Genomic DNA, 13149 nt, shown 5'->3' with positions numbered 1-13149 from the left:
GGTGTTTGAGGCTACATGCGGCGGCGCGCCCGTCCTGTCAAGGCGCAGGGCGAGCCTCGATCACGACAAAGGCCTGTGCCCAAGGGTGATCATCGGTCAAAGTCACGTGAATAACGGCTTCGTGTCCCGGTGGGGTCATGGCGTCCAGCCGCTCTTTGGCCCATCCGGTGACTTGCATTGTGGGTTGCCCACTGCGCATATTGGTCACCGCCATATCTTTCCACGAAATCCCCATGGCAAGCCCAGTGCCCAGCGCCTTTGAACAAGCCTCTTTCGCAGCCCAGCGTTTGGCATAGGTTCCTGCGACATCTTTGCGACGCTCTGCCTTGGCCTGTTCAATATCGGTAAAGACGCGGTTGCGAAACCTGTCGCCAAACCGATCAAGCGTGCCTTTGATGCGCTCAATATTCGCAAGGTCCGTGCCAATGCCAAGGATCATTACATTGCGACTTTCATTTGGGTTTGCCGATCTTCTCAAGCGCTTTGAGCTGATTTTTACAACCCATCCGCAGAAATACCAGATTGCAAATCGCAATCACAATAACGACAAATACCAGCATCCCGACAACCAAACCAGCGGATGACGATTTTTGCAGCAATTGTTCATAGCCAGAAACATTTGTAATGACGATTGCCGTGAACAACACCTGAAAGCCCCCGGCGATTAGCGTTGCCAACACAACAAACGGCGCTGTTTCTGCTCGCGTTGGCATACGCAAACGATTCTTCGCAAACTTTTGGCCCTCATTTCCCGCAGCACTCATTGCTGGTATGATCGATGTGGCCGAGCTGGACAGGTTTACCCCGGTCACCTGCATCAGTAAGCCAAGCGCAATGGGAAGACCAACGGTCAAAGCAAATACGATGCCCGTGTAACGTATATAATTCACCTTAGTCTCCTTGCCGTACGGCATCCATCAGACGGCGCATTTCAACAATCGCGGGGCCAAGCCCGCGAAAAATTGCCTCGCCGATGATGAAATGCCCGATGTTCAATTCACGCACCTGTGGCAGCACGGCAATCGGGCCGACGCTGTCATAGGTCAACCCGTGACCGACATGCACCTCAAGCCCCAGTTCATGCGCATAGGCGGTCATGTCCGTAATTTTGGCCAATTCGCTATCACGCACATCCCAGCGTTCTTCGGCCCATGCATCGGCATAGGCGCCCGCATGGAGTTCGATCACCGGTGCACCGATCCGCGCGGCGGCTTCGACTTGGACTTTGTCGGCAGCAATAAATAGTGACACGCGCGACCCAGCATCGACAAAAGGTTTGATATAATGTGCGAGTTTATTGTCTTGCTGCGCGACCTCTAAACCACCCTCTGTGGTCTTCTCTTCGCGTTTTTCGGGCACAAGGCAGACCGCATGTGGTTTATGGCGTAGGGCAATGGCTTGCATTTCCTCTGTCGCGGCCATCTCAAAGTTCAACGGCACCGACAGTTGTTCAACCAAACGATCAATATCGCTATCGATAATATGACGGCGATCTTCGCGCAGGTGGGCGGTAATCCCGTCTGCGCCAGCCTCTTGCGCCATCAATGCCGCACGCACCGGGTCCGGCAGATCGCCGCCGCGCGCATTGCGCACGGTCGCCACATGATCAATGTTCACCCCAAGACGTAATTTTTCAGCTGCCATCACGATCCCCTTTTCTGGAACACTAGGATTATCTGGGGCTGTCGTCACCCGTGATCTCAGGTTTTTTATTTAGCTGGCTAAGCTTGTCGCGCAGCACCTTTCGGCGGCGTTTTTGATAGACAGAAATCAACGGCACGCAGATGTAATAGGCACCCGCACCGCAAAGAATACCCGGAATGATTCCGCCGACCATATAGGGTAGAAACAGCTCGTGATAGAATTGGGCCAACCCATGCCAGTCGGCGCGCGCAGGTGTGAACATCGCGATAAAATTATGGGTTATGTCGGAAAATGCGTTGCCAAAACGACAGCCGAGCCCACAAAATTCCGCCGCGCGGTCACCAAACCCAAAGATCGCCGCATTAAAGGGCCGGCCAAGCAGCAAATGCCCCATCGACAAGGCCGCGACCCCGATGGGGATATAAGTCAACGGGTTGCCAAAGAATGTGCCCAACAACGCCGCCAGTATATTCCCGCGCATCACCTGCGCAAGAAGCGCCGCAATCACAAAATGCAGCCCATAAAATGGGGTAAACGACGCGAACACACCAACGGCAATACCACGTGAAATTTTTTCAGGCGTATCAGGCAGACGGCGCACACGGTGTTTGACATATTCGAACGCCCGCGCCCAACCGCCGCGTGGATAGATAAAATCGAGCACGATCTGCCAGATCGGTCGCCTATCCCTGCGCTTAAACACCAAAACGTTGTTCCTTAACTCGCGCGTTAGCTGCGCCGCATATTTGATAGCGCCGGGTCACGGTGCCGCACGATCGACGATACATTGCTCTCCGCCTCTAGGGCGGTCATGACCCGGTGCAGATGCTCTGTGTCGCGTAGATCGACATCGATCAGTAACCTAAAGTAGTCTGGTTTCCGGTCGATGAACCTGAGGTCAGAAATATTTGCATTCTGTTCGCCGATCAATGTGCAAATTCGTCCCAGCACGCCGGAATCGTTGGTGATCGTTACGTCAAAGGTCACGGTGTTGACGGCGGCGTGGGTGCCTTCGTGCCAATGTAGATCAACCCAGCGTTCGGGTTGGTGTTCGTAATCGGCCAAGGCTTCGCAATCGATCGCATGAACGACAACGCCCTGTCCGCGAAACGCGATCCCTAGAATACGCTCACCCGGCACGGGCTGGCAGCAGGCCCCGCGCTGTTGTTCTTGTCCTACGGCAAGCCCAACAACGGCGCGATTCTTATCGACTTCTTCACCGTCACGCGCTTCGAGTTCAGGATAGATCGCGCGCACGACATCACGGCCAGTGATTTCTGCACTGCCCAGTTGCGCCAGCAATTCATCGGCATCGGAAATCGCCATCGCCTTGGCCGCTGTTACCAGCGCCTTGTCAGTCGCCTTTTTACCAACATTTTCGAAAGCCACGCGCGCCAGTTCACGCCCCAGACGCACGAAACGCCCCCGGTCTTCTTCGCGCAGGCTACGGCGGATCGCGGTTTTTGCCCGGCCTGTAACAGCAATTTCTATCCATGTGGCTTGGGGGGTCTGACCTTCAGCGGTGATAACTTCGACGGATTGACCGTTTTTTAACCTGGTCCACAACGGCACGCGGATGCCATCCACCTTTGCACCGACACAGGCCGACCCAATGCGCGTATGGATGGCATAAGCAAAATCAATCGGCGTCGCACCGCGCGGCAATTTGATCACATCGCCCTTGGGGGTGAAGCAAAACACCTGATCGGTGTACATTTCAAGCTTCACGGCTTCGAGAAATTCGTCGTGGTCCTGATCTTCATCAAGCCGTTCGGTCAGTGATGCAATCCAGCGCACCGGATCAACGGCAAAGCGGTTTTCGACGCGTTCACCGTTCTTATAAGACCAATGCGCGGCAACGCCGGTTTCGGCTACCTCGTGCATTTCGCGGGTCCGGATCTGGACCTCAACCTGTTTGCCATCTCGGCCCGACACGGTTGTGTGGATTGATCGATAGCCGTTGGTTTTCGGTTGGCTGATATAGTCTTTGAACCGGCCCGGCACCGCGCGCCAGCGCTGATGGATCGCACCTAAAACGCGGTAACAGTCGGCTTCAGTCGCGACGATAATGCGGAACCCGTAGATATCTGCGAGACGGCTAAAGCTTTTATCTTTTTCCTGCATCTTGCGCCAAACCGAATAGGGTTTTTTGGCGCGGCCGGATACTTCGGCGACGATGCTCACTTTTTCGAGCTCAACCCGCATGTCGGCGGTAATCTTTTGCACCACATCGCCCGCTTCGCGTTGCAGGGTGATAAAACGGCGAATGATTGAACTCCGCGCATCCGGGTTCAAGACACGAAACGACAGATCCTCAAGCTCTTCGCGCATCCATTGCATCCCCATGCGCCCCGCAAGCGGCGCATAGATATCCATGGTTTCGCGGGCCTTTTGGGCCTGCTTTTCATCACGCATTGACCGGATGGTGCGCATATTGTGCAAACGGTCAGCGAGCTTAACCAAAGTCACCCGCAAATCACGGGAGGTTGCCATGAAAAGCTTGCGAAAATTTTCAGCCTGTTTGGTCTGGGTTGACGACAGTTGCAGATTGGTCAGCTTCGTGACGCCATCAACCAAATCAGCAATTTCGCGACCGAACCGGGTTTCAACATCAGCAAAGGACGCTTTTGTGTCCTCGATTGTGTCGTGCAACAACGCGGTGATCAGCGTGGCATCATCCATCTGCTGTTCGGCCAAAATACAGGCAACGGCAACAGGGTGGGTAAAATAAGGCTCACCGGAATGGCGAAACTGACCTTCATGCATTTCTGCGCCAAATGCATAGGCATCGCGCAGAAGTTCCGAGTTTGAATTAGGGTTATATGCGCGGACCAGATCGATCAGTTCGTTAGCGGTCGTCATCTGGTCCAGCACCTATCTTTGTAGGCCGGCAAAGGCCTTTTAGCGCTGGCCTTGCGCTTCCATCAGCGCGCGCAGCAATTTTTCTTCTGACATATCGTCTTCGACGGGTTTGTCGGCCTCTGCGCCCATCAGCAAGGACATGCTGTCTTCTTCAGGCTCATCAACTTCGATTTGTGTCTGGTTCGCTTCGATCATCCGCTCGCGCAGATCATCGGCTTGCTGTGTTTCCTCGGCGATTTCGCGCAGAGAAACGACTGGGTTCTTATCGTTGTCACGGGCGACGGTAATCGGCGCACCAGCGGCGATTTCGCGGGCACGGTGGGCCGCTAGCATCACAAGATCAAAACGGTTCGGTACTTTATCGACGCAATCTTCTACGGTGACGCGGGCCATTGGCGTACTCCAGTCGGACAAGGGAACATAGCAAGAGCGCTGTTTATTGCGAAACAAAACGATTGACAAGGGGTGCAGGCCGGAACCTGCAGATAATTATTATGCCGCACCGCGCCACGTAACTTCTGCTAAGTCCTTGGCGGGTAAGGCATCACGCATTTTTGTCACCGTCATTTGTAGCACAGGGTGCAGCCAATGCGGGGCCACATCGCTCAACGGAACTAAAACAAAAGACCGATCCTGCATGCGCGGATGCGGAAGAATCAATTGATCGGGTGCAGCACTTTGCTGCTCCTCAGAAGGTAATTCGCGCCAGTGGGTGTAGGTTTTCTGGTCAGGCAGGATCCGTTCTCCAACCGCGATCAAATCCAAATCAAGCGTCCGCTGCCCCCAACGCACCTTGCGCGTGCGTCCGGCCATCGCCTCGACCTCGTGTAACTTGGCCAGAATCGCGTTGGGCGTGTCGGTTGTGGTGATGGCCAATGCCGCGTTCACGAAATCGGGACCAGCCCCCTTTGGGAATGCCGGGGTGCAATAAAAATCGCTAAAAACGGGATTCGAAATTGAAATACCCGCCACTATTTTCATGGCTTTTAGTACAGTTTCCGCAGGGTCACCAAAAACTGAATTTTCGTTACTCCCGAAGGCGATAAGCGCAATTTCCAATTCTTCTATCATTTTCGCCACTTGCCAGTTATACTTAAGAGATTACTATATTGGGACTTCAGCACAACACACACCACTCACTGTTTGCTGGCAACGTGTATATTTTTGAAAGGATATTTCATGTTTTATCGGGACGAGCGTCTCGCACTCTTCATCGATGGATCAAATCTCTATGCAGCTGCAAAGTCGCTGGGCTTTGACATCGATTATAAACTCCTTAGGCAGGAATTTATGCGCCGCGGCAAGATGTTGCGTGCGTTCTATTACACTGCCTTGCTTGAGAATGACGAGTATTCTCCAATTCGCCCTTTGGTTGATTGGCTTAACTACAACGGCTTCACCATGGTGACCAAACCGGCCAAGGAATACACCGATAGTATGGGCCGTCGTAAGGTCAAGGGAAACATGGACATCGAATTGGCCGTGAATGCGATGGAGCTTGCACCGCACGTCGATCACGTTGTGATTTTTTCAGGCGATGGCGATTTCCGCCCATTGATTGAAAGCCTGCAGCGTCAAGGCGTGCGCGTTTCTGTGGTCTCTACAATCCGCAGTCAGCCGCCGATGATTGCTGATGAACTGCGCCGTCAGGCCGACAACTTCATTGAATTAGACGAATTGCGTGATGTGGTGGGACGCCCAACACGTGAACCTCGTCCTGAATTCGTTGGCGAAGTCGCAGACGACAGCGAATAAATCTTCCGCCAGACGGGCAACTGTCTGGCGTCCTCTACTGGACGCGGCGGCGTCAAGGTCTTACCTCTAGGGCAATCACCCGAGGATACAGATGACCAAATCTCCTTTGACATTATATCTTGCCGCACCGCGCGGATTTTGCGCAGGCGTTGATCGTGCGATTAAAATTGTCGAAATGGCGATCGCGAAATGGGGCGCGCCAGTCTATGTGCGCCACGAAATCGTGCATAACAAATTTGTGGTCGATGGGCTGCGTGAACTGGGCGCCGTGTTCGTCGAAGAGCTTGACGAATGCCCCGATGACCGCCCTGTGATTTTTTCGGCGCATGGCGTTCCCAAGGCCGTGCCTGCCGCCGCCGCAAAACGCGAAATGATCTATGTCGACGCCACCTGCCCGTTGGTGTCCAAAGTCCATATCGAGGCCCAGCGCCACGCAGACAACGGGCTGCAAATGATCATGATCGGCCATGAAGGCCACCCAGAAACCGTTGGGACAATGGGGCAACTACCAGATGGTGAAGTGCTCTTGGTCGAAACAGTTGATGACGTCGCGATCGTGCAGGTGCGCGACCCGGACCACCTTGCCTTTGTGACCCAAACCACCCTGTCTGTGGACGACACGATTGATATCGTCGCGGCCCTAAACACGCGGTTCCCGAAAATCGTCGGGCCCCACAAAGAAGACATCTGCTACGCCACCACAAACCGCCAAGAAGCGGTCAAAGAAATCGCACCAAAATGCGACGCAATCTTGGTCGTCGGCGCACCCAATTCGTCAAACTCCAAACGACTGGTTGAGGTGGGCGCGCGCGCTGGTTGCCCCTATGCCCAGCTAGTCCAACGCGCGACCGACATCGACTGGCGCGCACTGGACGGCATTACATCTATGGGGATCACCGCAGGCGCGTCCGCCCCCGAAGTGCTCATCAATGAGGTCATTGATGCCTTCCGCACCCGCTATGACGTCACCGTTGAACTGGTTGAAACAGCGCAAGAAAACGTCGAATTCAAAGTCCCGCGCGTGCTGCGAGAAACGGCATAATGATCAGTGCCTCCTTTCTGCTGACTGCGCTGATCGTTTGCATTATTCCCGGCACGGGGGTGATCTACACGCTCGCACTCGGGCTTGGGCAGGGGCGCAAAGCAGCGATTGCTGCGGCCTCTGGCTGTACGGCTGGGGTCATTCCGCACCTACTCGCCGCCACGCTTGGGTTGGCTGCGATCCTGCATACAAGCGCAGTGCTGTATCAAATCGTGAAACTCGCAGGTGTCGGGTATTTGATGTACTTGGCGTGGCAGGCGCTCAAATCGGATGGCTTGCTCGCAATGCGCGCTGATGGCCCGAAACAGTCCAGCACGGCGATCATCCGCAGGGGGGCGCTGATTAATATCCTAAACCCCAAGCTTTCGATCTTTTTTCTTGCACTGATGCCCCCATTTCTTTCGGGGAATGCAGAAACCGTCACGACAGAGATGATCATGCTGGGTGGTGTATTCATGGCGATCACCTTTGTGACCTTCGTATTTTATGGTGTTTTTGCAGCACTCGCACGTGACAAAGTCCTGCAAAGCGCGGTGACCATGCGATGGTTGAACCGATCATTCGCGGCACTTTTCGCCGCACTCGGCCTTCGGCTCGCATGCGAATACCCATAATTACCACACCAAATGGGGACAGATGATGCCCGACAAAGACACAATCGCAACCTACAACGCCAAAGCTGCCGATTACGCCAAAATGACCAACACAGCTCGGCCCGATGCTGATTTGCAGGCATTTATCGACACAATGCCCAAGGGCGCGCATATTCTTGACCTCGGCTGCGGACCCGCAACGGCCTCAGCGCATATGCGTGACGCTGGGTTGGTCCCTGACCCCGTTGATGCCGCACAGGGCATGGTTGATTGTGCCAACCAAACACATCACATCGGCGCACGCCTGATGGCGTTTGATGATATCGACATGATCGCGACCTATGACGGGGTCTGGGCAAACTTTTCGCTGCTCCATACCCCTGAAACCGACCTGCCCCGCCACATCCGCGCTATCGCTGTCGCCCTGCGTGATGGCGGCATTTTCCACATCGGTATGAAGGTCGGTGCAGGCGAAAAACGCGATCAGATTGATCGGCTTTATACCTATGTCACCGTTGACGGGTTACACGCACTGTTGACCGACGCGGGCTTTGATGTGATTGCCACCAAACAGGGCCAAGAGGTCGGCATGGCTGGCACAAACGACCCCTTTGTCATCATGCGCGCACGGAAGATTTAATGCCTGATTTATATGTTTACACTGACGGGGCTTGCTCTGGAAATCCGGGTCCGGGTGGTTGGGGCGCGGTTCTGATCGCACGCGACGGCGATACCGTCGTCAAGGAACGTGACCTTAAGGGCGGCGAAGCCCACACCACCAATAACCGGATGGAACTGCTCGCCGCAATCAATGCGCTTGAAACCCTTTCGACCGCGTCCAAGCTAACGCTGGTCACCGACAGTTCATATGTCAAAGACGGGATCACGAAATGGATTTACGGCTGGAAATCCAAAGGCTGGAAGAAAAAAGGCGGCGAAATCAAAAATATCGATCTGTGGCAACGGCTTGACGCAGCGCGTGCGCGCCATGACGTGACATGGGAATGGGTCAAAGGCCACGCTGGCCACCCGGAAAACGAACGGGCAGATGAACTGGCCCGCGCGGGCATGGCGCCCTTTAAAAAATGACCGTGCTCGCGTTCCTTGATTACGCTTCGGTGTTTGTCTTTGCGCTCACAGGGGCATTGGTCGCCAGCCGTGCGCAGCTTGATTTGATCGGTTTCGTGTTCATTGCCAGCCTCACGGCGGTGGGTGGCGGTACATTGCGCGATATCATCTTAAACCGCGACGTGGTGTTTTGGGTCGCGCATCCCACTTATATTGGCGTGGCCTCAGCCGCCGCCGTATTGGTATTTTTCACGGCGCATCTTTTTGAAAGCCGCTACCGCGCGATTGTTTGGCTGGATGCATGCGCGCTGGCGGTTGCAGTCCCGGCGGGTGTCGCGGTGGCGATTGCGATGGGGCAACCACCCAGCATTGTGGTGATCATGGGAATTATTACCGGCTGTTTTGGCGGGTTGATGCGTGATGTAGTCTGCAACGAAGTCCCGCTGGTCCTGAAACAAGGCGAACTCTACGTGACCTGCGCGTTATTCGGAGGAATTGCTGCGACCTCGGCGCTCTACTGCGGGCTCCCCCAACCGCTTGCCTTGCTGGCTTGCGCGGGTTGTGCATTTGCGCTGCGGGCAGGCAGTATTGGATTCGGCTGGCACCTGCCGGTTTATAAAGCCTTTCCACCGCGACAAAAATAAATCCGCCTACGAAGCATACAATAAAGAGAAAACCCAATTCTCATTGTACTTATTATCGTTGCGGCAGGCGTATTTTCAGGTTGGGCGAGCTTACTTGTCGTCCCAATTGTTTTGATTATTGCGATCTCGGAACGTCGTAAAAACCGAGCTCCGGACCTACACTAATCATTTACGCGCAATACTATCTTTCCGATATGCGCGTTGCTTTCCATCCGCGCATGGGAGGCTGATGCATCCGCCAGCGTGAATTCTTGATCCATCACTGGGGCAATATCGCCCGCTGCGATCCGCGGCCAGACGTTCGCGCGCAATTGCTCCGCGATCCGCGCCTTGGCTAGGTCAGATTGCGGGCGCAGCGTTGATCCGGTCAGTGTCAACCGCCGCATCATAACCTGCATCAGGTTAATATCGACCTTCGGCCCTTGCAGAAATGCGATTTGCACCAATCGCCCGTCATCCGCCAATGATTTGATATTGCGCTGAATATACGGGCCGCCTACCATATCAAGGATCAGATCGGCCCCACCAAGCGCTTGCATTTTTTCAACAAAATCGATGTCGTGATAGTTAAACGCGGCTTCGGCCCCCAAACCCACGCAAGCCGCGCATTTTTCGTCGTTACCCGCCGTGGTAAACACGCGCGCACCAAAGATTTTGGCCAGTTGGATCGCCGTTGTGCCAATCCCAGAGCCACCGCCATGGACCAAAAACCGCTCGCCCGCCTGCAATCCACCGCGCATGAAGACATTCGACCAAACCGTAAAGAATGTTTCCGGCAGACAGGCCGCCTGCGCCATGCTCAGCCCCTTTGGGACGGGCAAGCAATGCGCCGCAGGTGTGGCCACGTATTCGGCATAGCCACCGCCGGGCAAGAGAGCACAAACAGCATCACCTACCGCCACAGATGTCACTCCTGCGCCAATCGCCGCAATGGTGCCTGACGCCTCAAGACCCGGAAGATCACTGGCATTCCTGGGCGGATTATATAGGCCCGCGCGCTGCAACGCATCGGGCCGGTTGATCCCGGCATAAGCGACCTTAATCACCACCTGATCATAGGCTGGCGTGGGCACCGGGCGGTCCGTCAGGGTCAGCACCTCAGGCCCGCCGGGGCTTGCGATTTCGACGGCTTTCATCATTGCGGATCCTTCCAGACGCCGGGTAAATCATCGCGAGGGGGGTGTGTTGGCGCCTTTATCCCGGCCATAATACGGTCAAGCGGCCCAGTGAGCGGCTTGAATAACGGATTTGCTTTCACCCGCGCTTTGACCTTTTCGAATTGCATCACGCCTTCGATACGGCGGTCAATAAACGCATCTGTGGCTTCACCATCGGGGCTATCATCACCCAGCCAATACAGCACAACAGCGGCATATACGGCGGATAACGTCATGCGTTTGCTGTACCAATTCGCATCTTGTGATGTATCCCCCAAGGCCGTCCAAATCGCATCGACGGTGCCCCAGATCAGTTTTGTGCCGTCTGCCGCCATATGCGGCATCGCAAACAGGGTCGTGCCACGACGCACGGCTTCTTTGTCGTCAACAGCTGCAATGCGCAAGCGAATCGCGGCGGCCACTTTGTCGCGAAAACGCATGTCTGACATATCCGTTTGCGCAAGCGCGGCGACCATTGCAGCATCACCTTGTTGATGAAACGCAATCGCGAGGTCCACAGCCCCGCGCGGGCAGATCGTCAAAGGGTCATCCAGCCCGATTTCCTTTGCCGCCAGCGACAAAGCAACAGGCGACCAGCCGTCAAAGGCCACATGCGGCAGGATCGCGTCCAGCAGCGCGGCTTTGGTTGGATCAATGGCTGTATGCGTCATCGGCATTCTCCTCGCGGTGGTAGGTACTAGACAAACGGTTCCGTCATTGCTATGTGCCCATTTCCTGCAATTTTTGCAAATCCAACTTAGAGAGGTGGTGAAAACCACATGCAGGTTAGTGTTCGTGATAACAACGTCGATCAGGCGTTGCGTGCTCTGAAAAAGAAACTTCAGCGTGAAGGCGTTTTTCGTGAAATGAAGCTTAAGCAACATTTCGAAAAACCATCCGTCCGTAAGGCGCGTGAAAAAGCAGAAGCTATCCGTCGTCAGCGCAAGCTGGCTCGGAAGAAGCTCCAGCGCGAAGGTTTGCTCTAAGCAATCCAACGTAGCGAATTTAGCCCCGTCAGAGCAATCTGGCGGGGTTTTTTGTGCCTGCAATCGTGCCGTCTATAGAATCCAAACCCTTAAAAAGGGTTTTACTTCATTTAAACGCGGCTTCCTATCCTTTTAGCCAAGTATCAACCTTAGCCAAGCATCCTTATGTTGGCCGAACGTGTTCGAAAACGGTAACTATTATTGGAGTGGGTATTATGGCGACTACATCATTCGCTGTTTTAGGCGCTGACGTTATCCAAGGTGGAAACATCAATACCAACTCTAGTGGCGGCAACAACAACGCCGGCACGGTTTCGTTTCAAAACGGCTCAAGCATCTTCGACGCCGACGACCTTGTTGTATTCGAAGTCACCAACCCAACTGCGGATGGCGAGATTGGGAACGGCAGCGCGATCTCTGATCTCACGATATTTGATAGCTACGCGGACTACCAAGCCTACCTCGCAAGCGTCGCCACCGGAACACCAGATGCGTCGTTGATAAAATACAACTACGCGCCTCAAAACCCGGGACAGACCGCGAATGTCCAATCAGACATCTCTGGCCTTGGCGATAGCTACGTCAGGTTTAACGCCAATGTGCTGATACCATCCGACGGCGGCCCAACGCTCAGCAATACGCTCACAATTGCACCGGGAACAAACATCGGGGCCAATGGCGGCGCAACAGTGACGATTGATCGCGAACGAGACTTCGACCTTAATTACAATTCTTCCATTGATGGTGGGACAATTGAAGAAGGCAACTCCAATTTCTATATCGGTGACTATGTCGAAATTATCAATGGTGGCCCGGTTTGCTTTGTCGCAGGCACCTACATTAGCACGGCAGACGGTGAAAAACTGATCGAGACGCTTGAAGTTGGCGACATGGTCCTGACGGCAGACCACGGGTATCAGCCAATTCGATGGATCGGGCGCAAACGATTCCCCGCATTGGGAAACAGCGCCCCGGTGCAATTCGCCCCCGGCGCAATAGGGAATAGCTGCCACTTAGAGCTATCCCCGAACCACCGCGTGATGGTCACAGGATGGCGGGCAGAATTGCTATTCGGCGAGCCTGAAATCTTGGTGCCCGCCAAATTCTTAGTGAACGACACAACGATCCGGTATCGCAAATCCGGTTTTGTCGACTACGTTCATATCCTGTTTGAAGCACATGAAATCGTCATAACAGATAACGTATGCAGCGAAAGCCTGCTTCCCTCTTGGGAGGCACTGACCGATGGAACAGATATGGGGCAAGCGGAATTGTTCAGCCTTTTCCCAGAATCATTTGCAACGCAACCTATGCCACATGTCCTCGCGCGGCGCAGTTTACGTAACTTCGAGGCGCAAGTATTTGCCAGCGACGCAAGCGCAAAGCGGTGATCCGGAT

17 protein-coding genes are annotated in these 13149 nt (G+C 54.5%); 8 read left to right on the top strand and 9 right to left on the bottom strand.

Features of this window, described 5'->3' with window-relative positions:
* Nucleotides 1-37: 37 nt before the first annotated feature.
* The 7 genes from acpS to folK all read right to left on the bottom strand — a co-directional run bounded on the left by acpS (nucleotide 38) and on the right by folK (nucleotide 5577).
* Nucleotides 38-439, bottom strand: a complete 402-nt coding sequence (acpS, locus tag DS901_RS00750) for a holo-ACP synthase (protein ID WP_113775013.1) — start codon at nucleotides 437-439, stop codon at nucleotides 38-40.
* A 13-nt stretch (nucleotides 440-452) separates the two neighbouring features.
* A complete protein-coding gene (locus DS901_RS00745; RefSeq protein ID WP_113775012.1) occupies nucleotides 453-890 on the bottom strand; it encodes an ABZJ_00895 family protein in 438 nt (145 codons plus the stop codon).
* A 1-nt stretch (nucleotide 891) separates the two neighbouring features.
* A complete protein-coding gene (locus DS901_RS00740) occupies nucleotides 892-1644 on the bottom strand; it encodes a pyridoxine 5'-phosphate synthase (RefSeq protein WP_113775011.1) in 753 nt (250 codons plus the stop codon).
* Between the two features lie 28 nt (nucleotides 1645-1672).
* Entirely contained in the window at nucleotides 1673-2308 is a 636-nt protein-coding gene (locus tag DS901_RS00735; protein WP_404932328.1) for a DUF2062 domain-containing protein, read from the bottom strand.
* 65 nt (nucleotides 2309-2373) lie between these two features.
* Nucleotides 2374-4506, bottom strand: coding sequence for a RelA/SpoT family protein (locus DS901_RS00730; RefSeq protein ID WP_113775009.1), 2133 nt, complete (start codon nucleotides 4504-4506; stop codon nucleotides 2374-2376).
* A 39-nt stretch (nucleotides 4507-4545) separates the two neighbouring features.
* Complete coding sequence (rpoZ, locus tag DS901_RS00725; RefSeq protein WP_090201487.1) at nucleotides 4546-4899, bottom strand: DNA-directed RNA polymerase subunit omega; 354 nt, start codon at nucleotides 4897-4899, stop codon at nucleotides 4546-4548.
* Between the two features lie 99 nt (nucleotides 4900-4998).
* Nucleotides 4999-5577: a 2-amino-4-hydroxy-6-hydroxymethyldihydropteridine diphosphokinase gene (gene folK, locus DS901_RS00720; RefSeq protein WP_113775008.1), complete on the bottom strand. Its 579-nt coding sequence runs from the start codon at nucleotides 5575-5577 to the stop codon at nucleotides 4999-5001.
* 108 nt (nucleotides 5578-5685) lie between these two features.
* Here folK and DS901_RS00715 point away from each other — a divergent pair, with 108 nt between their 5' ends.
* The 6 genes from DS901_RS00715 (at nucleotide 5686) to DS901_RS00690 (ending at nucleotide 9608) form a co-directional block, all read left to right on the top strand.
* Nucleotides 5686-6261 carry a LabA-like NYN domain-containing protein gene (locus tag DS901_RS00715; protein WP_113775007.1) on the top strand — a complete coding sequence of 192 codons (576 nt, stop codon included), beginning with the start codon at nucleotides 5686-5688 and terminating at the stop codon, nucleotides 6259-6261.
* 91 nt (nucleotides 6262-6352) lie between these two features.
* The gene (gene ispH, locus DS901_RS00710) at nucleotides 6353-7303 is read left to right on the top strand and encodes a 4-hydroxy-3-methylbut-2-enyl diphosphate reductase (RefSeq protein WP_113775006.1); all 951 of its coding nucleotides are present in this window, start codon (nucleotides 6353-6355) and stop codon (nucleotides 7301-7303) included.
* Nucleotides 7303-7917 (top strand): LysE family translocator, encoded by a 615-nt coding sequence (locus DS901_RS00705; protein WP_113775005.1) that lies wholly within the window; start codon nucleotides 7303-7305, stop codon nucleotides 7915-7917. Before ispH ends, DS901_RS00705 begins: the two co-directional genes overlap by 1 nt.
* Nucleotides 7918-7939: 22 nt before the next feature.
* Nucleotides 7940-8536 (top strand): class I SAM-dependent DNA methyltransferase, encoded by a 597-nt coding sequence (locus DS901_RS00700; protein WP_258546613.1) that lies wholly within the window; start codon nucleotides 7940-7942, stop codon nucleotides 8534-8536.
* Nucleotides 8536-8985, top strand: coding sequence for a ribonuclease HI (gene rnhA, locus DS901_RS00695; protein WP_113775004.1), 450 nt, complete (start codon nucleotides 8536-8538; stop codon nucleotides 8983-8985). The genes DS901_RS00700 and rnhA overlap by 1 nt, the downstream gene beginning before the upstream one ends.
* On the top strand, nucleotides 8982-9608 hold the full coding sequence (locus tag DS901_RS00690; protein WP_113775003.1) for a trimeric intracellular cation channel family protein: 627 nt from the start codon (nucleotides 8982-8984) through the stop codon (nucleotides 9606-9608). Before rnhA ends, DS901_RS00690 begins: the two co-directional genes overlap by 4 nt.
* A gap of 161 nt (nucleotides 9609-9769) precedes the next feature.
* Here the strand turns inward: DS901_RS00690 and DS901_RS00685 are convergent, their stop codons facing one another.
* Nucleotides 9770-10747 (bottom strand): NAD(P)H-quinone oxidoreductase, encoded by a 978-nt coding sequence (locus DS901_RS00685; protein WP_113775002.1) that lies wholly within the window; start codon nucleotides 10745-10747, stop codon nucleotides 9770-9772.
* Entirely contained in the window at nucleotides 10744-11436 is a 693-nt protein-coding gene (locus DS901_RS00680) for a COQ9 family protein (protein ID WP_113775056.1), read from the bottom strand. The genes DS901_RS00685 and DS901_RS00680 overlap by 4 nt, the downstream gene beginning before the upstream one ends.
* 108 nt (nucleotides 11437-11544) lie before the next feature.
* Between DS901_RS00680 and rpsU the strand changes: the two genes are divergently transcribed.
* Both rpsU and DS901_RS00670 read left to right on the top strand, forming a co-directional pair.
* On the top strand, nucleotides 11545-11751 hold the full coding sequence (gene rpsU / locus DS901_RS00675) for a 30S ribosomal protein S21 (RefSeq protein WP_008231221.1): 207 nt from the start codon (nucleotides 11545-11547) through the stop codon (nucleotides 11749-11751).
* Nucleotides 11752-11966: 215 nt separating this feature from the next.
* Entirely contained in the window at nucleotides 11967-13142 is a 1176-nt protein-coding gene (locus DS901_RS00670; RefSeq protein ID WP_113775001.1) for a Hint domain-containing protein, read from the top strand.
* Nucleotides 13143-13149 lie beyond the last annotated feature (7 nt).

Source organism: Loktanella sp. D2R18, from assembly GCF_003318235.1.
Lineage (GTDB): Bacteria > Pseudomonadota > Alphaproteobacteria > Rhodobacterales > Rhodobacteraceae > Yoonia.
This window is presented reverse-complemented; position numbering and strand designations above follow the sequence as displayed.